Raw genomic sequence first — 21,324 nt, 5'->3', positions numbered from 1 at the left:
GCCGTCGCGCGGAAACCCGCTCCCGGCGCTCGTCCGGCGCTTAGCGTGGGACGAGGGGCGGCCTGCCGGAGGCGCCGGTGAGCGGAGGGAGAACGCGGTGACGGAGCCGGAGGAGGAGCAGGAGAAGACCCGCAAGACCGATCGGGTGCTGTTCTCGCCCGACGGCGACCCGCACCACACGCTCGCCGAGGCGCCCCAGCCGGACGAACACCTGCCGCCCACGGTCACCCGCGACGGCCACACGGACGTGCTCGACGACGAGCGGTGAGCACCGCCCCGCCCGGCCCTCCGGCCGGGCGGGACGTGCCGCGGTCAGACCGGCGGGATGCCGGAGCGGCCGATGTCCGACATGTCGTCGCCGATCTCGGTGCGGGTGCCGGCCACCGGCCCGGCGCCGGCCTCGGTGCGGTCCTCGACGCAGGCGTCGCCCAGACCGTGCATGAGCTCCCCCACCACGGCGAGCGCCGAGCCCTTGTCCGGGCAGGGCGCCCCGGTGGCGAGCAGCTGACCGTCGCCACCGACGACGGTGAACCCCACACTGCCGTCGGCCTCGCTCTCGATGACGAACTTCACAGTGCTTCTCCCGCCCCGCTCAGCTCACGCCGTGCGTCTGCAACCACAGCTCCAGCAGGCCCAGTTGCCACAGCTTGTTGCTGCCGGCGGCGGCCTGGGCCCGGTCCGGCTCGGCCAGCAGCTCGTCGACGTACGCCCGGCGGAACAGCCCGCGCCGGCGCGCCTCGGGCGCACCCAGCGCCTCGACCACCAACTCTCGCACGGGACCGTCGACGTTGCGCAGCGCCGGCACCGGGAAGTAACCCTTGGGCCGGTCGATGACCTCGGCCGGCAGCACCTCGCGGGCCACCTCCTTGAGCACGCCCTTGCCGCCCTGGGCCAGCTTGTGCTCAGGCGGGCACGCCGCGGCGAGCGTGACCAGGTCCTGGTCGAGGAAGGGCGTACGCACCTCCAGCCCCCACGCCATGCTCATGCTGTCCACCCGCTTGACCGGGTCGTCGGGCAGCATCAGGTGGGTGTCCAGGCGCAGCACGGCGTCCACGGCGGTCTGCGCGCCCGGCGCGGCCAGGTCGGCGGCGACCAGCTCGCCGCTGGCGTCACCGTCGCAGGCGTACGCCGGTTCGACCACCTCGGTCAGCTCGGCGTGGTCGCGGTCGAAGAACGCGGCGGTGAACCCGGCCGTCGCGTCGTCGCGGGCCGCGTCGGCCAGCCGGTGGTGGTAGCCGTAGCCGGCGAACACCTCGTCGGCGCCCTGGCCGGACTGCGCCACCTTCACGTGCCGGGCGACCTGCTCGGAGAGCAGGTAGAACGCCACCACGTCGTGGCTGCCCATCGGTTCGGTCATGGCCGCCACGGTGGCGCGCACGGCCGGGCCGAGGTCGCCGTCGGCGAGCCGGATGCGGTGGTGGTCGGTGCCGAACGCGCGGGCCACCAGGTCGGAGTAGTGGAACTCGTCGCCGCTCTCGTCGCCGCGGCTGTCGAACCCGATGCTGAACGTCTGGAGGTGGTGCTGTCCGGCGCCGTCCAGCAGCGCCACGATCATGCTGGAGTCCAGGCCACCGGAGAGCAGCACCCCGACCGGCACGTCCGCGACCAGCCGGCGGCGTACGGCGGTGCGCAGCGCGTCCCCGACGGCGGCCCGCCAGTCGGCGGCGTCCATGCCCTCGTGGGCCGGGTCGCGCCGGTACTCGGGCCGCCAGTAGACGCGCTCGCGGCTGCGCCCGTCGGCCTCGACCACCCGGACGGTGGCCGGGGGCAGCTTGCGGATGCCGCGCAGGATCGTGCGCGGCGCCGGCACGATCGAGTGCCAGGACAGGTAGTGGTGCAGCGCGACCGGGTCGATGCCGGTGTCGACGTTCCCGCCGGCCAGCAGCGCCGGCAGCGTGGAGGCGAACCGGAGCCGGCCGGGCGACTCGGCGAGGTAGAGCGGCTTGATGCCGAGCCGGTCGCGGGCCAGCACGAGGCATCGCCGCCGCCGGTCCACCAGCGCCACCGCGAACATGCCGACCAGGCGGTCGACGAATCGCTCCCCCCACTGCGCGTACGCCACCAGGATCACCTCGGTGTCGCTGGTGCTGTGAAAGGTGTGCCCGGCCGCGCGCAGTTCGTCGCGCAGCTCCGGGTAGTTGTAGACGCAGCCGTTGAAGACCAGGGCCAGGCCGAGGTCGTCGCGGACCATCGGCTGGGCGCCGGCCTCGGACAGGTCGATCACTGTCAGCCGGCGGTGCCCGAGGGTGATCCAGCCGTCACTCCACGCGCCCTCGCCGTCCGGCCCGCGGGAGCGCATGGCGGCGGTCATCCGGGTCACCGCGGCCGCGTCGGGGGTGGCCCCGTCGAGTCTGGCCTCACCGCTGATCCCGCACATCTCAGCGTCCGCCGGTCAGTCGAGCAGCACCCACCACGCCAACCTCCCGCCACGTCGTCTCCCGGGCGGTCCGCCGGGTACGGCGACTACCCGGCCTGTGGCGAAGGAAACCCTGATGGGCGGTTGGCGAGCCGGGCACGGCGAGCCGTCGTACGGTGGCGGTACGGGCCATGTCCCCGGGCGGTCCGGCCACGGGACGTGGCCAGGATCAACGACGCCTGCCAGGAGGACGTGTGTTCGCCAATTCCGAGGAACTCCTGCGATACCTCACCGACGAGGACGTGAAGTTCGTCGACGTACGTTTCTGTGACCTGCCCGGCGTGATGCAGCACTTCAACCTGCCGGTCGAGTCGTTCGACGACAGCGTCTTCACCGACGGTCTCGCCTTCGACGGCTCGTCGATCCGCGGTTTCCAGTCGATCCACGAGTCGGACATGCTCCTGCTGCCGGACGTGGCGACCGCGTTCGTGGACCCGTTCCGCACGCAGAAGACCGTCGCGTTGAACTTCTTCGTCCACGACCCGTTCACCCGGGAGGCGTACTCCCGCGACCCGCGCAACGTGGCGAAGAAGGCGGAGGCGTACCTGGCGGCGAGCGGCATCGCCGACACCGCGTACTTCGGCGCCGAGGCGGAGTTCTACATCTTCGACTCGATCCGCCACGAGACCTCGGCGCACCAGTCGTTCTACTACATCGACTCGATCGAGGGCGCCTGGAACACCGGGCGGGTCGAGGAGGGCGGCAACCGCGGCTACAAGACCGCCTACAAGGGCGGCTACTTCCCGGTGCCGCCTGTCGACCACTACGCCGACCTGCGCGACAGCATGGTCCGCCGGATGGTGGACGCCGGTTTCACAGTGGAGCGTTCGCACCACGAGGTGGGCACCGGCGGGCAGTCCGAGATCAACTACAAGTTCTCGACGCTGCTGCACTCCGCCGACGAGCTTCAGCTCTTCAAGTACCTGATCAAGAACGAGGCGTGGGCGCACGGCAAGACCGCGACGTTCATGCCCAAGCCGGTGTTCGGTGACAACGGCTCCGGCATGCACACCCACCAGAGCCTCTGGCGCGGCGGCGAACCGCTGTTCTACGACGAGACCGGCTACGCCGGCCTGTCCGACACCGCCCGCTGGTACATCGGCGGCCTGCTGCACCACGCCCCGTCGCTGCTGGCCTTCACCAACCCGACGGTGAACTCCTACCGTCGTCTGGTGCCGGGCTTCGAGGCGCCGGTCAACCTGGTCTACTCGCAGCGCAACCGCTCCGCCTGCACCCGCATCCCGGTCACCGGCAGCAACCCCAAGGCCAAGCGCGTCGAGTTCCGGGTGCCGGACCCGTCCAGCAACCCCTACCTGGCCTTCTCGGCCATGCTCATGGCCGGTCTCGACGGCATCAAGAACAAGATCGAGCCGCCGGCGCCGATCGACAAGGACCTGTACGACCTGCCGCCGGAGGAGTGGGGCGACGTCAAGCAGGTACCCGGCTCGCTGCCTGAGGCACTGGCGGCGCTGGAGACCGACCACGACTACCTGCTCGACGGCGACGTCTTCACCGCCGACCTGATCTCCACCTGGGTCGACTGGAAGAACGCCAACGAGGTCGACCCGGTCCGGCTGCGGCCCACTCCGCACGAGTTCGCGCTCTACTTCGACTGCTGAGACCGATCACGGCGCTGACCCGGATCAACAGAAGCACTGCACGACCTCGCGGACGGCGGTCATGCTCGGCTCACAGCGGGCATGGCCGCCGCTCCGATGCGCTGACGGTCGCTGTCCGGTCAGTCGAAGTCGTTGCCGGTGAGGACCCAGGCGATGCCCTGCGCCGGGTCTTCCATCGCCAGGTGCAGGTACCAGATCTCGTCGTCGGGCTCCTGCCAGACGACGCAGTGCAGGCGTTCGACAAACGCGCTGACGCTGCCCGCCCCTGCGGCAGGGGTCACGTCAGCCATGACGGCGAGTGCCTTCCAGAGAGCCGTCCGTCCGAGCGCCTGTCCGGTCCGACGCGCGTAAGGCCCTTCACCGGTGGCCAGGTGCACCAGGCTGGGGTAGACATCGGCGAAGGGAACCTGTGATCCCTGGCGGCCCCGCAGGCCCTGCCACCGCTGGCCCCTGGGCATCCTGGCCTGGTCGGTGGCCACCACCGAGGCCGCCTCCCATGCGGTTCCGTGGAACGCGTACGCCTGGGTAGCCGGTGACAAGCGGCCGAGGAGTGCCACCGCGGCGTGCTGTGCCGGCCGTACGGTGGTCACGGGTAGCGGCTTCGGGTCGGCCAACTGGCTCGGACAGGCCCAGATGGTGCATCCCGAACTGCCGGACCGGTCGTACTCGGGGATGTCCAAGGTGCTGTACCAGTTGGCGGCTTCCCACGGCAGAAGGCACAGCGGGGCATCGAGCAGCTGTGGATCGAGGTCGGCGGCCGCACGGAGATCCTCGCCGTGCAGCACGCGAGTGTGGGCTGTCAGATGCCGCGTGCGTGGGTCGGCCAGATGGGGGGTCAGTTCTCGCCACGTGTGGTTTTGGGCTACCACCTCCCACAGGGGCCCCGGGGAGCCCTTGTCATCGCCGGGAAACAGTTCGGCTGCGGCGGCGGCGATCCCGGCCGGCGCTTCCAATGCCACGACGTGCGCCGTCTCCCGCCGCTGGTCGACCGGCCCCGCCTCGACTGTGGCAGCGAACCTCAGCAGGTCGTGCCAGCGTCCAGCGTCGGCAAGCAGGTCGAGGTCGCCGTAGGAGACACCAGGTGAGGTCACCTCGTCATTCTGCCGCTCTGCGTGCCGCCACCCGCGGGGGCGGTGGTCGGCGGAAACGGCCTCGGGCCGGCCCCCGCCCTCGTACCGTCGGGACATGACTCCGCCTCACGTCCTGACCCTCGGGGTGGAAGAGGAGTTCCTGCTGCTGGACCCGGCCACCGGCGAGAGCATGCCGGTCGCCGACCGGGTACGCGGCGCGCTCTCCGGCACCGCCCGCGAGCAGAGCCGGCAGGAGTTCCGGCACAGCATGGTCGAGATGGTGACGCCGGTCAGCCCCGATCTCGGAGAGCTGCGGGAGCACCTGGTCACGCTGCGCCGGGCGGCCGCGCGGGCGGCCGACGCGGCCGGGGCGCAGCTGGTCGCCGTCGGCGCCACCCCGGTCTGCGAGGCCCACCGCACGGTGCCCGACGAGCAGCGCTACCACGACATGTCCCGCCGGTTCGGCCCGGTGGCCCACGACCCGGCGGTCTGCGGCTGCCACGTCCACGTCGGCGTCCCGGACCGGGAACTCGCCGTGCAGGTCTGCAACCACCTGCGCCAGTGGCTGCCGGTGGTGCAGGCGCTCACCACCAACTCGCCGCTGCACGACGGGCGGGACACCGGCCACGCGAGCTGGCGCTCGATGCAGCTGGAACGGTGGCCGAGCATCGGACCGACACCGCACTTCGACTCCGCCGCCGACTACGACGCCACGGTGGCGGACCTGATCACCGCCGGGATCATGCTCGACGCCGCGATGGTCTACTGGTACGCCCGCCCGTCCGCGTCGTACCCGACGGTGGAGGTCCGGGTCGGCGACGTGTGTCCCACCGTCGACGACACGGTGCTGGTCGCCGGGCTGGTCCGGGCGCTCGTGGCCACCCTGATCGACGACGTCCGCGCCGGCGTACCCGCACCCCGCATCCGGGACTGCCTGGTCGCCGCCGCGCACTGGCGGGCCGCCCACGACGGCGTCGACGGCGAGCTGGTCGACCTGCGCACCGGGCGGCCCCGGCCCGCCTGGGACCTCGTCGACGACCTGTTCGTCACCGTCACGCCCGCGCTGACCCGCCACGGCGACCTAGACCTGGTCCGGCGCGAGCTGGACCGGGTGCGCCGGGACGGCACCGGCGCCACCCGGCAGCGTCAGGTCATGGCTGACACCGGCGGCGACATCCGCGTGGTGCTCGCGCACCTGGCCGCGCAGACCGTCTCGACGTGAGTCGATGACCTCCCCGGACCGGACCGGCGACCGGTCAGCGCAGCCCGGCGAACAGGTCGTCCTCCGGCGTCGGCGCGCCGGTGGTGTCCCGTACCCGCACGAACGTCTCCATGCCCATCAGCTCGGTGAACCGCTCCTGCCCGAGGCGCAGGAAGAAGATGTTCTCCGCCTGGCTGGCGTGCGCGGCGAGCGAGGCGAACTTCTGCCCGCCGTAGCCGCTGGTGTCGACCCAGGTGGTGATCTCGTCGTCCGGCAGGCCCAGCGCCGGCATCTCGTCGGTCGCCTCCGGCTCGGGGAACTCCACCCCGATCTCCCGCATGACGGTGCCGAACTGCCGGAACGCACTGCGCGGCACGGTGGTCCAGTAGACCTTGGCCGGGATGCCGGTCTGCTCGACGGCGGCCATGGTGATCCGGTGGGCCTGGATGTGGTCCGGGTGGCCGTAGAAGCCGTTCTCGTCGTAGGTGACGACGACGTCGGGGCGGTAGCGCCGGATCAGCTCGGCCAGCCGGCCGGCCGCCTCGGCCACCGGCGTGTTCCAGAACGCGCCGGGCGCGTCGTTCGTCGCCCAGCCCATCATCCCGGAGTCGCCGTAGTCGAGGGTCTCCAGGTGGGTGACCTTCAGCGCCTCGCAGCTCGCGGCCAGCTCGGCGCGGCGCATCTCGACGACGGCCTGCGGGTCGTGGCCGGGGTCGTCCGGCTTGATCCCGCCGGGACCGTCGCCGCACCCCCCGTCGGTGCACGTCACGAGCACCGTGGTGACGCCCTCGGCCGCGTAGCGCGCCAGGATGCCGCCGGTGCTCGTCGCCTCGTCGTCGGGGTGCGCGTGCACCGCCATCAGGGTCAGGGATCGATCGGTCACCCCGTCACCATACGAGCATCGGCCGACGAACTAGCATTGCCCGGTCCGCAGACGGCGACGGAAGCGAGGCGCGATGGGTTGGCTCCAGCGGTTGCTCGGTGGCGGACGGGTCGAACTGGACCCCACACGTCAGCAGGAGCTGCTGCGGGACGTCCGGCAGTCCTACGGGGCGCACGCCCGCCTCCGGTTCCCGGAGCAGGTGGACGCGATCACCCGGCTGCTGTCCGATGACGACGGTCTCGTGGTGGCCGCCGGGATCGTCTGCGAGGCCGCCGATCAGGCCCACGCCGACCTGCAGGGCCAGGCGCACGAGGTGTTCCGGCGTACCGGCCGGCGGCTGCTGGTGCACCGCCGCAACTACCGGCCCCTGTGGAAGGAGGCCGGGCCCGCGCTGCGCTGGCCGCTCGGCGCGCTGCCCAGCGGGCTGCACCCGTACGCGCAGGTGGCAGGCGCCGTGGCGGCGGTCGGCGGGCGGGCCGACCGGCTGGACAAGGTGACCGATCCGCAGCCGTTCGTGACGCGCCTGTTCGAGGTGCTCGACCTGACCACGGCCGGCTGGGAGTTCGGCCGGGTGCGTGTGGACACCGACAGCGCGTCGCTGGTGGAACGGCTGATGGGCACCGGCGCGCGGGTGCTCGCGACGATGGACGACCCGCCCCGGCTGCCGCCGGCGGTGCGGGAGATGATGCGCCGCAACCACCGCATCGCCGTGTACGACCCGGCCGGTCCCCGGGTGGTCGGCGAGTTCAATCTGGGCGCGCGGCTGCGCGAGACGCTGTTGGCCTGACCGGCGGCACGCCCCGCCCCGGCCGGGTGGCCGCGGCGGGGCGCGTCAGCGGTCAGGTGGTCGTGCAGGTGAGGTTCGTCGGCGGGTTGTTGGTGCCGCCGGCCGTGCCGATGAAGCCGAACGTGGTGGAGCCGCCGGCCGGCAGGGATCCGTTGTAGTCGACGTTGCGCACCGTGACGTTCGCGCCGTTCTGGGTGTGCGTGCCGCTCCAGATCTGGTTGATCACCTGACCGTTCGGGAACGTCCAGGACACCGTCCAGCCGCGGATCGCGGTGGTGCCGGCGGTCACCGTCACCTCGGCCTGGAAGCCGCCGGACCAGGAGCCGGTGATCGCGTACGTGGCACGCGCGCCGGACGGCGCCGGCGAGCCGGTGGTCGGGGTCGGGGTCGGGGTCGGAGTCGGGGTCGGTGACGGCGTGGACGTCGGCGTCACCGTCGGCGAGGGGGTCACGCCGGGCCGGGCCGCCCGGTAGGTGTGGCCGGCGCGGACGCTGAGCGCGACGACGTCGGACTCCGGCCGGGTGGTGGCGGGCGTGCTGCCGTCGGTGACGTCGGTGAGGGTGAAGCTGCCGGTGAACAGCCGGGACCGCAGTCGCAGCGTGCCGTCGCGGTCGGCGCGGACGCTGATCTCGTCGGCCTGGCTGTTGCTCCAGGCCAGCGCCACCGTGTAGCCGCCCCGGCCGCGCAGCCCCGCGACCTGCCCGGCGGGCCAGGCGCTGGGCAGCGCGGGCAGCAGGTGCAGCTCGCCGGTGTGGCTGTGCAGCAACATCTCGGCGATGCCCGAGGTGGCGCCGAAGTTCCCGTCGATCTGGAACGGCGGGTGCAGGTCGAACATGTTCGGCGCGAGCCGGTCGGTGCGGACCAGGTCGCGCAGGAGCTTGTGGGCGCGGGCGCCGTCCTCCAGCCGGGCCCAGAAATTGATCTTCCAGGCGAGGGACCAGCCGGTCCCGTCGTCGCCGCGCAGCTCCAGTGTCTTGCGGGCGGCCTCGTACAGCGCCGGCGTGCCCCGCCTGGTGATCTGGTTGCTGGGATGCAGCCCGTACAGGTGGGAGACGTGCCGGTGGGTGCGTTCGGTCTCCACCCAGTCGGCGAGCCACTCCTGCACGTTGCCCCGGGAGCCGACGCGGCTCGGCGGCAGCCGGTCCTTGGCCGTACGCACCTGGGACCGGAACGTGGTGTCGACGCCGAGCACCTCGCTGGCCCGGGCCGCGGCGTCGAACAGGTCGCGCAGGATCTGGTTGTCCATCGTCGGGCCGGCGCAGACGCTGGCGTTGGCGTGGTGGGCCAGCTCCGGCGAGTTCGACGGGTTCGTCACCAGGTAGCCGAGCGTCGGGTGGGCGACCAGGGTGTCGAGGAAGAACTGGGCGGCGCCCTTGAGGGCCGGGTAGTTGGCCTGCAGGAATCCGCTGTCGCCGGTGAACAGGTAGTGGTCCCAGATGAGCGTGCTCAGCCAGGCCCCGCCGGTCTGCCACATGCCCCAGAACGCGCCGTCCACGACGGATGCGCCCCGCCAGGCGTCGGTGTTGTGGTGGGTGACCCAGCCACCGGCGCCGTACTGCGCCTGGGCGACCCGCGCGCCGGTCACGGTGAGGTCCTTGACCATGTCGAAGACCGGCAGGAAGCATTCGGACAGGTTCGTGGTGTCGGCCGGCCAGTAGTTCATCGGCAGGTTGGCGTTCACCGTGTACTTCGAGTCCCAGGACGGCGTCAGCGAGTCGTTCCAGATGCCCTGGAGGTTCGCCGGCTGGGTGCCCGGCCGCGACGAGGAGATCAGCAGGTACCGCCCGAACTGGAACAGCAGCGCGGCGAACTGCGGGTCGTTCGTGCTCGCGTGCTGCGCGATCCGTACGTCGGTGGGCTGGTCGGCGGCGGCGGTACGGCCCAGGTCGATCGTGACCCGGTTGAACAGCGCCTGGTAGTCGGTGCGGTGGCGGGAACGGAGCTGGTCGACGGAGACGCTCCGGGCGGCGTTCAGCCGGTTGCTGGCGATGCCCTGGTAGTCGCCGTTGACGGTGCGGTAGTTGACGTAGCTGGTGCCGATCGAGATCAGGACCGTCACGCTGGTGGCGCCGGACACCCGCAGCGTGCCGCCGGAGCTGCTGACCGTGCCGCCGGTGACGGCGGCGTTGGCCAGCGCGAGGAACCGCACCGAGCCGTTCACTCCCTCCATCGAGCCGGAGATGCCGTCGAGCGCGACTGTCGCGCCGTCCGGGCTGGACACGGTGGTCCGCTGCGGGCTGTCGAACGCGGCGGAGAACGTGATCGCGTTCGCCCGGTCGGCGGTCAGCCGGAGCACTATGACCTGGTCGGGCGCGCTGGCGAACACTTCCCGCTGGTGCCGCACACCATTGAGCACGTACGTGGTGGTGACGGTGGCGGTGGTCAGGTCGAGCGTCCGGTTGTACTGGGTCGCCCCGCTCGCCGACCCGAAGGAGAGCCGGAGGTCGCCGACGGTCTGGTAGGCGAGCTGCCCACCCGGGCTGCCCATCATGGTCTGGTTGATCAGGTCCTGGGCCGAGGTCCACTGGTCGGCGAAGACGCGACGCCGGATCTCGGCCAGGTTGGCCGCGCCCCTGGTGTTCGCCGAGTCGTACGGGCCGCCGGCCCAGACGGTGTCCTCGTTGAGCTGGAGCCGCTCGGTGTCGACGTTGCCGAACACCATCGCGCCGAGCCGTCCGTTGCCGATCGGCAGGGCGCGCAGCCAGTCGGTGCCGGCCGGTTCGTCGTACCAGAGGGCAAGGTCGTTCGCGGCCAGCACCTGTGGTGGCGCCGCCGAGCCGGCGCGCGCGGCGGCGCTCCAGGCGGCCGGCACCAGCGCGGCACCGGCGCCCGCCGCCGTGGCCTTGATGATGTTTCGTCGTGTCACTTCGGACATGGTTGCTCCCAACCGCGCAGATCAGCGGGCGGGGCCCGAGTGCACGCCGATGCTGTTATCGCTAACAGACATCGCTCGCGCACCCGGACGCCGCATTCCTGCCACTACGCGCCCAGGGCTCCCGACCGGGCGACACATCAGCCAACATGGACTCTCATGGATGAAGTGACACTGCGTCAAGGGGTGTTACCGCTAACAGATCCGATCCGTGGCGCACTCGCCGGGCCGAACGGGGCGCGGGGACGGCCGGCCGGCCCACCCGGGCCACGTGCACGATCCGCTCCGGCGCCACGTCCAGCAGCGCGCCGAGCGCGTCCCGGGTGGCTGCGACGTCGACGAGCTGACTGAGCGGGTGCGCGGCCAGCCCGGCCGTGTGCAACGTCAGCCACATCCGCATCAGCACGCGTCCGAACTCGACCTGCCCGGCCGCGTCCAGACCGGGCGGCGCGACGAGCGCCAGCACCCCGCCGCCCTGCGCCAGCGGATCACCGCCCGCGGCGGCGAGCAGCCGGGGCAGCCCCAGCGGGCGCAACGCCGGGTACGCCGCCAGCGCCGCCCGCAGCCCGGTGGCCGTGGCCCGGCCCAGCCCGAGGCACCTGTCACTGAGCCCGTCGGTCCGGTAGCGCGGGCCCGACCGGTCCAGGCGCAGCCAGCGGCGCAGCTCCGCGACCACCGCCGGGTCGGCGTACACGTGCCGGTCGGCAGTGCGCAGCAGCGCGCGCAGCCGCCCGGCCGCCGGCACCGCGCGGACCGCGCCACCGGCCCGGCGGGCAACCGCGTCCACGGCCGCGACCACGTCGGCGTCCGGGCCGCCGGTGAACCGGCCCCGGTGGGTACGCCGATCCCACACGTCGGCGGTGCGGAACGGCGTCCGGTACGGCTGCCGCGCCGGACGCAGCCGCCCCACCCGCCGGTCGGACTCGTCGTGGTCGGCGGCCCAGTCCAGCCGCAGCCCCGCGTCGGCGGCGACGATCAGGCAGGTCTCCACGAACGCGCCCAGCGACAGCCGCAGGTCCCGGCCGGTCGGGTCGCCCGCGGGCAGGGCGTCGGCCGGATCCCAGCCGACGGTGATCGCCCAGCGCTCGTAGCGCAGCCGCCACGGCTGGGTGTTGTGTGCGCTCGGCGCCCGCCAGCACAGCGGCTCCAGCGCGTGGAACGCGGCGAGGTCCATGGTCACCGCTCCCTGGCATAGAACGTGTAGCCGTGCAGCGGGCGTCCGCCGAGGTGCCGGTACTGGGCCGCGGACGCCGGGTTGTCCCGCCCGACGTACGTGCTGCGCAGCGCCGTGTAGCCGCCGGCGTGCAGGTTGCGGTGCAGGTGCTCCGACAGCAGCCGCTGGTAGCCGCGCCCCTGGAACTCCGGCACCACACCCTTGACGATCAGCACCGCCTCCCGCCGGTACCGGCGCCGGGTCGCCAGCAGCCGCAGCTGGTTGACCGGGTTCAGGTCGCCGCGCACCGCGACCAGGAAGTCGCTGATGTCCGGCACGCAGAGCACGAACGCCACCGGGCGCCCGTCGCGGGTCAGGTAGAGCAGCAGGGACTCGTCCAGCAGGTACGCCAGGCCGTCGGTCTGCCGCCGCAGCTGGGCCGCCGCGATCGGCGTGTAGTAGCCGAGCTGGGCGAAGGAGTCGTTGAGCATCCCCCGCAGCAGGTCGAGCTGCTCGTCGAGCCGCCGGGTGCTCCCCCGGTGCAGCTCCAGCAGCACGCCGTCGGGCTGCACGCCGAGCGCGGGCGGCGGCCCGGCCGGCGGCGGCACCGGGCAGATCCAGGTGTCGGAGACGAACCGCCCGGTGAACCCGTTCTCCTCGTACGCCTCCGGGTAGTGCGGCGGGTTCCACGCGCTGTCCACGAAACCCCGGTCGGCGTACCCGGAGGTGATCACGCCACCGGCCTGGTTGGGCAGCAGCGCCACCGGCCCGAACAGCAGGTCCCGGCCGGGTGTGGCGTGCGTGGTGATCGCGTCGAACAGCGGCCCGGCGGCGGACGCGGTGAACTCGGTGAGCCCGAACAGCTGGCACCGGCGGCCCAGCTTCGCGTCGAGGTCCGCGTCGGTGTGCAGCGTGGTCCGCCCGGCCACGGCGCCGGTGGTGTCACGCAGCACGTACATCGGCACGCCGTCGCGCCACCAGCGGCGGATCTGCTGCCGGGGCGTCGGCACGTACCGGGGCTCGTCCGCGTACAGCCGGTCGGTGAGGGTGAGGAAGTCGCGCAGGCCGCGCCGGCCGGTGACGCGCTCGAACCGGTGGCCGGTCACCGGCGCACCGCCGGTCCGGTCGTCTCCGCGCCCAGCGGCGTGAACCGCTCGATGTGGCCCATCGCGCCGTCCTCGGCCCGCCACGCGCCGTTTGAGTAGCCGTCCGGGGAGGCGGTGTAGAGCCGGATGAACCCGGCGGTGGCGTTGCGGTTGCCGTCGGTCAGCCACATCATCAGCCTGCGGTGGTGCCGGGTGCGGGCGAAGCGCAGCAGCGCGTCCCGGTCGGTGAAGAACGCGATGGTGCCGAGCGTCAGCGGGAACTGCCAGTAGACGGTGTGCCAGCAGTAGCCGGACATCCGGCGCATGTCGCGCACCATCCGGATCCAGTCGGGGGCCAGGCGCAGCAGCACCAGCGGGTTCGCGTACCGGGTGCCGCCGATGAACATGGCGCCGGCGCGGGCCTGCGCCGGGGCGCGGGAGAAGTCACGGGTACGCATCGTTCACCTCACCAGGTAGACGTTCTTGATCTTCTGCATGCCGGCGAACGGGCCGCCGTCCGGTTCGTGCAGCTCCACCCGCAGGTCACCGGCGGTCGGGTCCTCCACCAGGGACTGCGCGAAGTCCCGCGACACCGAGGTGAGGTGCGCGCGTACCCCGTCGCGGCACGCGTCGGCGAGCGCCGCGCGGGCCGCGCTGTCCAGCGGGCGGCGCAGCTCGACGTGGATCACCGGCCGGGTCTCCAGCGCCGCGTCCTCGTGCAGGGTGAGGCAGAACCTGTTGATCTCGGCGGCGTACGGGTTGCCGGTGTAGAGGCCGTACTCGACGTCCTGCGGGTAGAGGTTCGCGCCCAGGTAGGACACGGTGGAGTCGCTGCGGCCGAACAGCAGCAGCAACGGCAGCGTCATCCGCTCCTCGGCGACCGCGGTACGGAACTCGGCGCGGCGTACCGGGTCGGCGTGGGCCAGCTCGACGATCCGCCGGTACGGCACCAGCAGCGCCTCGTCGCCCACGTTGTAGCGCAGCCGGGGCTGGAGCACGTGCGGGCTCGTCACGGTGCAGAGCAGTTCCCGCCGCTCGTTCGTCTCCAGGTAGGTGGCGAACGGGTTGTACTGGAACACCATCGGCAGCCGCTGCTCCCCCGCGCCGAGCAGTTCCGCGCGCAGTCCCGCGTCGGTACGCAGCCGTCGCCGCAGCCACACCGTGAACCGGGTCTCCGCACCGATGCCGATGGTCAGGTCCGACGCCCCGTACGCCGACCGCACCCGCACGAACCGCTGTTCCAGGTAGTCGCGCAGCGCCTCGGTCATGCCCTCGCCGCCGCAGCTGGCGAAGATCCGGTACCGCGACCACGGAAAGTCCTCGGCGTCGAGCCGGTCCCGCAGGTGCTTGAGGAACGGCGGGTACGCGGTCACCAGGTAGTCGTGGCCGGGACCGAACTCGCGCAGCGTGTCGACGATCTTCCCGAGGTCGGGGCCGGTGTTCTTCACGGTGGCGATCCGGGCCATCGCCGCGCCCGTGGTGGTGCCGGTCGCCCAGGCGCCCATCGAGTACGCGTTGATGACGAACGGACGGCGCATCGGGAACGCCAGTCCGGTGTAGCCGGCGATGTCCCGGTGCACCCCCCGCAGCTCCCGCTCGCCGCGCGGCCAGTTGAACGGCCGCCCGGACGATCCGGCCGACTCGTCGACCACCACGCCCCGCTCCGGCATCCGCCCGTTCCGGCACCGGGCCGAGGCGTCGTACGCCATGACGTACCCGCGCTTGTCGGTCTCCGGGAAGTCCCGCAGCCGGCGGCGCAGGCCGCCCGGGCGGGCCCGCAGGAACGCCTGGTAGGCGGGCACCCGCCGGGCCGCCCGCACGCAGGTCGACCGCGCGTTCGCGGCGGCGAGGCGGTCGAGGACCGGGTGGTGGCGCCGGGCCAGCCAGCGCCAGCCGGCGGGGTGGTGGGCGACGAGCCGGGCCAGCGCGGCGACCGCGCGGCCGGCGGGGGCCAGCGCGGCCTCGGCGGGCAACGGCGTGTCGACGGTACGTGCAGCGGCGTGTCGGTGCAGCGTCTCGGCCATGAGAAGCATCCTGTCGACGCCGCGACGCGGACACATGAGCGACGGGACGGTACTGCGCTGAGTACCCGTACCCAGCCGGCCGACCGCCGTGAGCGGACGCAGGAATCATGAAAAGACGGACTTAAGGGGCAATGACCTGGCACCTTTACCGCTGTGAGCGTCGAGGCCTTCCGGCTCCGACCAGCCACAACGGGGGAAGAGGAAGATGGTTCACAAGGGATGGTGGCGACCTGCGTCGGCGCTGGCGGTGCTCGCCGTGCTGGCGTCGTCGTCGACGTTCGCGGTGGTGGTCTCGCCCCCGCCCGCCTCGGCCACCGTTCCCGGCCAGCCAGGAGTGCCCCAGCCCGGCACTCCCATCTTCACCGAGGACTTCTCCAACGAGAGCGCGGTCGACGCGCCGATCCGCATCGGTTCCTACACCGGATCACCCGGTTCGGTGTACGTGCCGGGGCCGGGAGGCAGCGGCGCGCGTGACCGCGACCGGGGTGAACAACACCACCTGCTCGGACGCCACGGTGACCGCGGCAGCCGGCGCGACCTCCGTGGTCTTCGACGGCGACATCGGCCTGGGCGTCGCGTCCTGCACCGTCTCCGTCGAGGTGACCGCGGACGTGGTCGGCTCGTACACGAACACCGGATGCGCCGGGCCGGACGGCACGCCGATCCCCGGCTGTGAGAGCAACTTCCCGACGATCCTCGGGATCAACCCGCCCGGCTCCGCCACGCTCCAGGTCATCCCCACCGTCGACCTGGCCGTGACGAAGACGGCGAGCCCGAACCCGTACGTGCCGGGCGCACCGCTGACGTACACCGTCACGGTCACCAACGGCGGGCCGTCCGACGCCGTCGGCGCCACCGTCACCGATCCCCTGCCGGCGCCCGGGTTCACCTGGACCTGCGCGGCGTCCACCGGCAGCACGTGCACCGCCTCCGGCACCGGGGACATCAGCGACACCGTGACCGTGCTCGCGGGCGGGACGCTCACGTACACGGTCAGCGGGACCGTGCCGTCGAGCACCACCGGCGACCTCACGAACACCGCGACGGTCACCCCACCCGACGGGGTCTCCGACCCCGGCTGCACGCCCACCTGCACCGCGACGGTGGTGACCCCGGCGGCACCCGCCGTCGACCTGGCCGTCACCAAGACGGCAACCCCTGACCCGTACGTGCCGGGGGCGTCGCTGACGTACACGGTCACCGTCACCAACGGCGGGCCGTCCGACGCCGTCGGCGCCACAGTCACGGACACGCTCCCGCTGCCCGGCTTCACCTGGACCTGCGCGGCGTCCACCGGCAGCACGTGCACCGCCTCCGGCAGCGGGGAACTCGCCGACACCGTCACCGTGCTCGCCGGCGGCACGCTCACCTACACGATCAGCGGGACCGTACCCGCAGGCACCACCGGCGACCTCACCAACACCACCACCGTGACCCCGCCCGAGGGTGTCTCCGATCCCGGCTGCACGCCGAACTGCACGGCGACGGTCGTGACCCCGGGTCGGCCGAACGTCGACCTGGCGGTGACCAAGGCGGCGGCACCCAGCCCGTACGTGCCGGGTACTCCCCTGACCTACACGGTCACCGTCACCAACGGCGGCCCGTCCGACGCCGTCGGCACCACGGTCACCGATACCCTGCCGCTGCCCGGCTTCACCTGGACGTGTGCGGCGTCCACCGGCAGCACCTGCACCACCTCCGGCACCGGCAACATCGCCGACACGGTGACCGTCCTCGCGGGCGGCACGCTCACCTACACGATCACCGGAACCGTGCCCGCCGACACCACCGGAGACCTCACGAACACCACCACAGTCACACCACCCGAAGGCGCCACCGACCCGGGCTGCACCCCGAGCTGCTCGGCCACAGTCGTCGTCGCCGGGCCGGTGCAGCCCACCCCGACACCGCCGACACCGGAACCGCCCACACCGAAGCCACCCAAGCCGGGGCCGCCCAAGCCGATCCCACCGTTGCCGGTGACCGGCAGTGGCATGGTCACCATCACCTCGATCGGGCTCGCCGCCGTGACCCTCGGCGTGCTCCTGGTCGCCGGTCTGGTCCTGACCCGGCGCTCGCGCCGACACCCCTGACCACCACCTGCGGTCATTACCGTCAGTCACCATCGCGACACATGCCTAGCCCGGCGCCCGGAGCCGGGTGGAGACTCCGCCGCATGGAGAACGTGGAGCGTGAGCGCACGAACGAGCGCTTCGAGAAGGTGGCCGAGGAGACCTCGGAGACCGTGACCCACGCGGCCACGGTGCTGGAGGAGGAACTCGCGGCGGGGCTGGCCGGCGCCCGGCGGCTCGAGGAGAAGCTGACCGAGAGCCGGCGCGTGGACCCGGAGGCGTTCGACGAACTCGTCGCCCGGGTCCGCACCGACGGGCACGCCCTGATCGACACCGTGGTCGGGCAACTGAAGATGGCCGACGACCAGCGCGGCGAGGTGATCCGGCGGTACACGTCGGACGCGCACGACGCGCTGGACACCGTACTCAATCTGGCGCGGCTGGCGCCCGAGGTGGCAAACGGCCTCGCGGACCGGCTGGCGTCGCCGGCCCCGAAGCGGCCGACGGACCGGTAGCCGCGCGATGGCGCCGCCCACCGGGGTGGCCGGCGGGCACGTGGAACGGATGCTGGAGCGCTATCGCGGGCTCGCCCTCGGCGCGCTGCTCGACGACGTGCCCGACGGCGGCCCGCGCTACCTCTACGACCTGGTCGCGGAGTATCCGCGCCGGTGGGGCAAGGGGCTGCGCGCCGCGCTGTGCCTGGCCACGTGCCGGGCGTTCGGCGGCGGCGACGCGGTGGGCCTCAACGCCGCAGTGACGGTGGAGCTGTTCCACAACGCCTTCCTCATCCACGACGACATCCAGGATTCCAGCGAGCAGCGACGCGGCGGGCGGACGCTGCACGCCGAGTACGGCGTGGGCGTGGCGCTGAACGTCGGCAACATGACGAACCTGCTGGCGTTGCGGCGGCTGGCGGCGAACCGGGCGGCCCTCGGCTCCGGGATCGCCTGGCGGCTGTTCACCGAGACCGAGCTGATGATGCGCCACTCGCTGGAGGGGCAGGCCATCGAGATCGGCTGGATCCGCGACAACGTGTGCGACCTCGACGCCGACGACTACTACCGGATGTGCCTGAAGAAGACGTCCTGGTACACGTGCATCTACCCGTGCCGCACCGGCGTCCTCGTGGCGACCGGCCGGGAGAACGCCGTCGACGTGCTCGACCGCTACGGCTGGTATCTGGGCGCGGCGTTCCAGATCCAGGACGACGCGCTCAACCTCACCGGCGACTACGCCCGGTACGGCAAGGAGATCGCCGGTGACCTGTGGGAGGGCAAACGCACGCTGATCCTGATCGACTTCATGCGGCGGTGCACACCGGAGGAACGCGAACGGCTCGTGCGGCTGCTGAGCCGTACCCGCGCGGAGCGCACCGACGCCGAGGTGCGCTGGCTGCACGGGCGACTGCTCGCGTACGACTGTGTGGAGTCGGCGCGGCGCAGCGCCCGGGACCTCGCGCTGGCCGCCCGCCGCGAGGGTGAGCGGGCGCTCGGCGCCGCCGCCGACAGCGAGGACGGCCGTTTCCTGCTGGAGCTGACCGACTACGTGGTGGAACGCGCGCGTTAGGCGCCCAGGATCGCGCGCAGCCAGGTGAGCTGTTCGCGCTGGTGTGCCGCCTCGCCGCCCTCGTGGTCGTTGAACTCGTACACCCGCACGTCCTTGTCGCCGCCGTAGCGGTGGTAGGCGGCGAAGCAGGTCGACGGCGGGCAGACCTGGTCCCGCAGCGCGATCGAGAACAGCGCCGGCGCTGTCGCGCGCGGCGCGAGCACGGCGGCGTCCAGGTAGGACAGCGTGCGGAACACCCGGTCGGCGCGGTCGCGGTGCAGCGCGAGGTACTCGACGACCTCGGCGTACGGGCTGTCCGGGCCGGCGACGCGCACGCCCCGGCGGATGTCGCAGAGGAACGGCACGTCCGGCATGACCGCCACGACGTCCGGGCACAGCGCTGCGGCGGCCAGGGCCAGGCCGCCGCCCTGGCTGAAGCCGGTCACCGCTACCCGGGCGGGGTCGACGGCCGGGTGCCGCCGGGCCGCCTCGGCGAAGCGCACCGCGTCGGTGATCAGCCGCCGGTAGTAGTGCTCGGCCGGGTCGTCGACGCCCCGGGTGAGGAAGCCGGGCACGGTGCCGGCCGGGTAGGGGTGCGGGTCGGGCGTGCCGCCGGTGGCGGCGCTCCAGCCTTGGCCCCGGCTGTCCATGATCAGGTGCGCGAACCCCGCCGCGGCCCAGAACAGCTTCTCGTGCGCCAGGCCGCGGCCCCGGCCGTAGCCGAGGTACTCGACCACGCAGGGCAGCGGCCCGTCGGCACCGGCCGGCAGGTGCAGCCATCCGCGTACCGGCTCACCGCCGAAACCGGGGATCGTGGCGGCGTACGTCCGGATCTGGGTCAGCCCGGTGTCGACCGGCTCGTAGACCGCACGCTCCGGGTCGCCGCCGCCGCCGAGCGTGCGCGCCCAGAACGCGTCCAGGTCCGCCGGCACGTGAAGCTCCGGCCGGTACGCCAGACAGCCGGCCAGGTCGAGGTCGGTCAGCGGCACGACGCGGCCTCCCGCACGGCCGAGGCGAACCAGCCGGTGATCGTGCTCGGGTGGGTGATGGCGGTGCCCACCACGACCGTCCACGCGCCCGCCCGCAGCGCCTGCGCGGCCTGCTCCGGGGTGTGGATGCGTCCCTCGGCGACCACCGGGACCTCGACCGCGGCGGCGAGCCGGGCGACCAGGTCCAGGTCCGGCCCGTCGCCCTTCCTGGTGTACGCGGTGTACCCGGAGAGAGTGGTGCCGACCAGGTCGGCGCCGGCGGCGGCAGCAGCGATGCCCTCGTCCAACGTGGAGCAGTCGGCCATCACGAGCGCGCCGGTGCGCTCGTGCACGGCGGCGATCGTCTCGGCGAGCGTACGGCCGTCGGGCCGGGGCCGGGACGTGCCGTCGAGCGCGACGACGTGCGCCCCGGCGTCGGCGACGGCGAGCGCGTGTTCGAGGGTCGGGGTGATGAAGACGTCGTCGTCGCCGTCCTTCCAGAGCCCGATCAGCGGCAGGTCCACCGCCGCGCGGATCGCCGCGATGTCCGCCAGCCCCTGGGCGCGGATACCGGCGGCGCCGCCGCGGGCGGTGGCGAGCGCGACCCGGCGCATGGTGTCCGGGTCGCGCATCGGCTCACCCGGGTACGCCTGGCAGGAGACCACCAGGCGGTCACGGAGCTGGTCGACGAGCGTGTTCATGAGACCTTCCAGGCGAGCGAGGCGGCGCCGAGCAGTGGCGCGTCGGGGCCGAGGGTGGAGGCGAGGACCGGCACTGCGGCCAGGGCGGGCAGTGTCTCGGCGGGCACCGCGTCGCGCAGCGCCCGCCACCACGGCTCGCCGAGGCCGGTGACGCCGCCGCCGATCACCACGGCGGCGGGGTCGAGCACGTTGACCAGGCCGCCGACGGCGGAGCCGACAGCCGCGCCGCCGAGCCGGACGACATCCCGGGCCGTCTCGTCGCCGTCCGCGGCGAGCGCGGCGACGGCCCGCAGGTCGGCCACCGCCCGGCCGGTACGCCGGACGTACTCGGCGGTGAGCGCGGGCCCGGCGGCGATCGCCTCCAGGTGCCCGCGCCCGCCGCAGGTGCAGGCGAGCGTTCCGGCGTACGCCGACGGCTGGTGCCCGGCGTGCCCGGCCGCGCTGTGCGCACCGGTGAGCACGGTGTCGCCGAGGACGAACGACGCGCCGACGCCGGTGCCCACGGCGACGTAGAGCACCGTGTCGTAGCCGGCCGCGACGCCGTGACGCGCCTCGCCCAGCGCGTGGGCGTGCACGTCGTTGATCACGGTGACCGGTACGCCCAGGCGCCGGCTCAGGTCGCCGCGCAGGTCCGTGCCGGTCCACCCGGTCAGCACGTCGGTGGCGGACAGCACCAGGCCGGAGCCGCTGTCGATGACTCCGGCGCTACCGACGCCGAGCGCCCGTACGACGCCCGGCGCGTCCGCCCGCAGCTTCTCCACCAGGCCGGCCGCGGTGTCGAGCACCGCGGCAGCACCGGAGCGACCAGGTGTCGGCGCGGTGCGCCGGCCCACGACCTCTCCGGCGGCGGTGACCAGGGCGGCGGTGGTCTTGGTGCCGCCGATGTCGAGCGCGGCGACCAGACCGGTGGTGCTCACGTCGGGCATGG

Annotated in this window: 20 protein-coding genes; 7 read left to right on the top strand and 13 right to left on the bottom strand. The window is 72.9% G+C overall.

What is annotated here, in order from left to right; translation table 11 throughout:
- The first annotated feature begins 97 nt into the window (after nt 1-97).
- Nucleotides 98-268, top strand: coding sequence for a hypothetical protein (locus O7611_RS10995; RefSeq protein WP_194800034.1), 171 nt, complete (start codon nt 98-100; stop codon nt 266-268).
- Between the two features lie 44 nt (nt 269-312).
- On the opposite strand, the gene O7611_RS10990 is transcribed toward O7611_RS10995, so the two are convergent.
- Nucleotides 313-573, bottom strand: coding sequence for a hypothetical protein (locus tag O7611_RS10990; RefSeq protein ID WP_135239679.1), 261 nt, complete (start codon nt 571-573; stop codon nt 313-315).
- Between the two features lie 19 nt (nt 574-592).
- Entirely contained in the window at nt 593-2,377 is a 1,785-nt protein-coding gene (locus O7611_RS10985) for an N-acetylglutaminylglutamine amidotransferase (RefSeq protein WP_269696744.1), read from the bottom strand.
- A gap of 233 nt (nt 2,378-2,610) precedes the next feature.
- Between O7611_RS10985 and glnA the strand changes: the two genes are divergently transcribed.
- Nucleotides 2,611-4,035, top strand: a complete 1,425-nt coding sequence (gene glnA, locus O7611_RS10980) for a type I glutamate--ammonia ligase (protein ID WP_194800032.1) — start codon at nt 2,611-2,613, stop codon at nt 4,033-4,035.
- Between the two features lie 119 nt (nt 4,036-4,154).
- On the opposite strand, the gene O7611_RS10975 is transcribed toward glnA, so the two are convergent.
- A complete protein-coding gene (locus O7611_RS10975; RefSeq protein ID WP_194800031.1) occupies nt 4,155-5,126 on the bottom strand; it encodes a hypothetical protein in 972 nt (323 codons plus the stop codon).
- 94 nt (nt 5,127-5,220) lie between these two features.
- Between O7611_RS10975 and O7611_RS10970 the strand changes: the two genes are divergently transcribed.
- On the top strand, nt 5,221-6,327 hold the full coding sequence (locus O7611_RS10970; protein WP_194800030.1) for a carboxylate-amine ligase: 1,107 nt from the start codon (nt 5,221-5,223) through the stop codon (nt 6,325-6,327).
- A 34-nt stretch (nt 6,328-6,361) separates the two neighbouring features.
- Here the strand turns inward: O7611_RS10970 and O7611_RS10965 are convergent, their stop codons facing one another.
- On the bottom strand, nt 6,362-7,189 hold the full coding sequence (locus O7611_RS10965) for a PIG-L family deacetylase (protein WP_174537744.1): 828 nt from the start codon (nt 7,187-7,189) through the stop codon (nt 6,362-6,364).
- Nucleotides 7,190-7,262: 73 nt separating this feature from the next.
- Between O7611_RS10965 and O7611_RS10960 the strand changes: the two genes are divergently transcribed.
- Nucleotides 7,263-7,976 (top strand): hypothetical protein, encoded by a 714-nt coding sequence (locus O7611_RS10960; protein ID WP_269696743.1) that lies wholly within the window; start codon nt 7,263-7,265, stop codon nt 7,974-7,976.
- A gap of 52 nt (nt 7,977-8,028) precedes the next feature.
- Here O7611_RS10960 and O7611_RS10955 read toward each other — a convergent pair whose 3' ends face one another.
- The 6 genes from O7611_RS10955 to O7611_RS10930 all read right to left on the bottom strand — a co-directional run bounded on the left by O7611_RS10955 (nt 8,029) and on the right by O7611_RS10930 (nt 15,473).
- Complete coding sequence (locus O7611_RS10955) at nt 8,029-10,851, bottom strand: glycosyl hydrolase family 95 catalytic domain-containing protein (RefSeq protein WP_269696742.1); 2,823 nt, start codon at nt 10,849-10,851, stop codon at nt 8,029-8,031.
- Between the two features lie 154 nt (nt 10,852-11,005).
- Entirely contained in the window at nt 11,006-12,022 is a 1,017-nt protein-coding gene (locus tag O7611_RS10950) for a nitroreductase (RefSeq protein ID WP_194800026.1), read from the bottom strand.
- Nucleotides 12,023-12,024: 2 nt separating this feature from the next.
- Nucleotides 12,025-13,107 (bottom strand): hypothetical protein, encoded by a 1,083-nt coding sequence (locus O7611_RS10945; RefSeq protein ID WP_269696741.1) that lies wholly within the window; start codon nt 13,105-13,107, stop codon nt 12,025-12,027.
- Nucleotides 13,104-13,544, bottom strand: a complete 441-nt coding sequence (locus tag O7611_RS10940; protein WP_104114793.1) for a DUF4188 domain-containing protein — start codon at nt 13,542-13,544, stop codon at nt 13,104-13,106. Before O7611_RS10940 ends, O7611_RS10945 begins: the two co-directional genes overlap by 4 nt.
- A 3-nt stretch (nt 13,545-13,547) precedes the next feature.
- Nucleotides 13,548-15,110 carry a phenylacetate--CoA ligase family protein gene (locus tag O7611_RS10935; protein WP_269696740.1) on the bottom strand — a complete coding sequence of 521 codons (1,563 nt, stop codon included), beginning with the start codon at nt 15,108-15,110 and terminating at the stop codon, nt 13,548-13,550.
- A 210-nt stretch (nt 15,111-15,320) separates the two neighbouring features.
- The gene (locus O7611_RS10930; RefSeq protein WP_269696739.1) at nt 15,321-15,473 is read right to left on the bottom strand and encodes a hypothetical protein; all 153 of its coding nucleotides are present in this window, start codon (nt 15,471-15,473) and stop codon (nt 15,321-15,323) included.
- A 107-nt stretch (nt 15,474-15,580) separates the two neighbouring features.
- Between O7611_RS10930 and O7611_RS10925 the strand changes: the two genes are divergently transcribed.
- The 3 genes from O7611_RS10925 (at nt 15,581) to O7611_RS10915 (ending at nt 18,748) form a co-directional block, all read left to right on the top strand.
- On the top strand, nt 15,581-17,203 hold the full coding sequence (locus O7611_RS10925; RefSeq protein ID WP_269696738.1) for a DUF11 domain-containing protein: 1,623 nt from the start codon (nt 15,581-15,583) through the stop codon (nt 17,201-17,203).
- Between the two features lie 83 nt (nt 17,204-17,286).
- Entirely contained in the window at nt 17,287-17,697 is a 411-nt protein-coding gene (locus tag O7611_RS10920; protein WP_013477142.1) for a hypothetical protein, read from the top strand.
- A gap of 7 nt (nt 17,698-17,704) precedes the next feature.
- Nucleotides 17,705-18,748 carry a polyprenyl synthetase family protein gene (locus tag O7611_RS10915; protein WP_194800022.1) on the top strand — a complete coding sequence of 348 codons (1,044 nt, stop codon included), beginning with the start codon at nt 17,705-17,707 and terminating at the stop codon, nt 18,746-18,748.
- On the opposite strand, the gene O7611_RS10910 is transcribed toward O7611_RS10915, so the two are convergent.
- From O7611_RS10910 to O7611_RS10900, 3 genes are read right to left on the bottom strand one after another with little or no spacing between them, the layout of a single operon-like run.
- Nucleotides 18,745-19,716 carry an acetylxylan esterase gene (locus tag O7611_RS10910; RefSeq protein ID WP_194800021.1) on the bottom strand — a complete coding sequence of 324 codons (972 nt, stop codon included), beginning with the start codon at nt 19,714-19,716 and terminating at the stop codon, nt 18,745-18,747. The two genes, O7611_RS10915 and O7611_RS10910, sit on opposite strands and share 4 nt — an antisense overlap.
- Nucleotides 19,707-20,396 (bottom strand): N-acetylmannosamine-6-phosphate 2-epimerase, encoded by a 690-nt coding sequence (locus O7611_RS10905; protein WP_269696737.1) that lies wholly within the window; start codon nt 20,394-20,396, stop codon nt 19,707-19,709. The genes O7611_RS10910 and O7611_RS10905 overlap by 10 nt, the downstream gene beginning before the upstream one ends.
- Nucleotides 20,393-21,322, bottom strand: a complete 930-nt coding sequence (locus O7611_RS10900) for an ROK family protein (RefSeq protein WP_194800019.1) — start codon at nt 21,320-21,322, stop codon at nt 20,393-20,395. Before O7611_RS10900 ends, O7611_RS10905 begins: the two co-directional genes overlap by 4 nt.
- Nucleotides 21,323-21,324 lie beyond the last annotated feature (2 nt).

This window comes from Micromonospora sp. WMMC273 (assembly GCF_027460285.1).
GTDB lineage: Bacteria > Actinomycetota > Actinomycetes > Mycobacteriales > Micromonosporaceae > Micromonospora > Micromonospora aurantiaca.
This window is presented reverse-complemented; position numbering and strand designations above follow the sequence as displayed.

Excerpts from the sequence above, each read along its gene's own strand:
- O7611_RS10935 (WP_269696740.1), bottom strand. The coding sequence starts at position 15,110 with ATGGCCGAGACGCTGCACCGACACGCCGCTGCACGTACCGTCGACACG.
- O7611_RS10920 (WP_013477142.1), top strand. The coding sequence starts at position 17,287 with ATGGAGAACGTGGAGCGTGAGCGCACGAACGAGCGCTTCGAGAAGGTG.
- O7611_RS10905 (WP_269696737.1), bottom strand. The coding sequence starts at position 20,396 with ATGAACACGCTCGTCGACCAGCTCCGTGACCGCCTGGTGGTCTCCTGC.
- O7611_RS10985 (WP_269696744.1), bottom strand. The coding sequence starts at position 2,377 with ATGTGCGGGATCAGCGGTGAGGCCAGACTCGACGGGGCCACCCCCGAC.
- O7611_RS10950 (WP_194800026.1), bottom strand. The coding sequence starts at position 12,022 with ATGGACCTCGCCGCGTTCCACGCGCTGGAGCCGCTGTGCTGGCGGGCG.
- O7611_RS10900 (WP_194800019.1), bottom strand. The coding sequence starts at position 21,322 with ATGCCCGACGTGAGCACCACCGGTCTGGTCGCCGCGCTCGACATCGGC.
- O7611_RS10955 (WP_269696742.1), bottom strand. The coding sequence starts at position 10,851 with ATGTCCGAAGTGACACGACGAAACATCATCAAGGCCACGGCGGCGGGC.
- O7611_RS10970 (WP_194800030.1), top strand. The coding sequence starts at position 5,221 with ATGACTCCGCCTCACGTCCTGACCCTCGGGGTGGAAGAGGAGTTCCTG.
- O7611_RS10940 (WP_104114793.1), bottom strand. The coding sequence starts at position 13,544 with ATGCGTACCCGTGACTTCTCCCGCGCCCCGGCGCAGGCCCGCGCCGGC.
- O7611_RS10960 (WP_269696743.1), top strand. The coding sequence starts at position 7,263 with ATGGGTTGGCTCCAGCGGTTGCTCGGTGGCGGACGGGTCGAACTGGAC.
- O7611_RS10915 (WP_194800022.1), top strand. The coding sequence starts at position 17,705 with ATGGCGCCGCCCACCGGGGTGGCCGGCGGGCACGTGGAACGGATGCTG.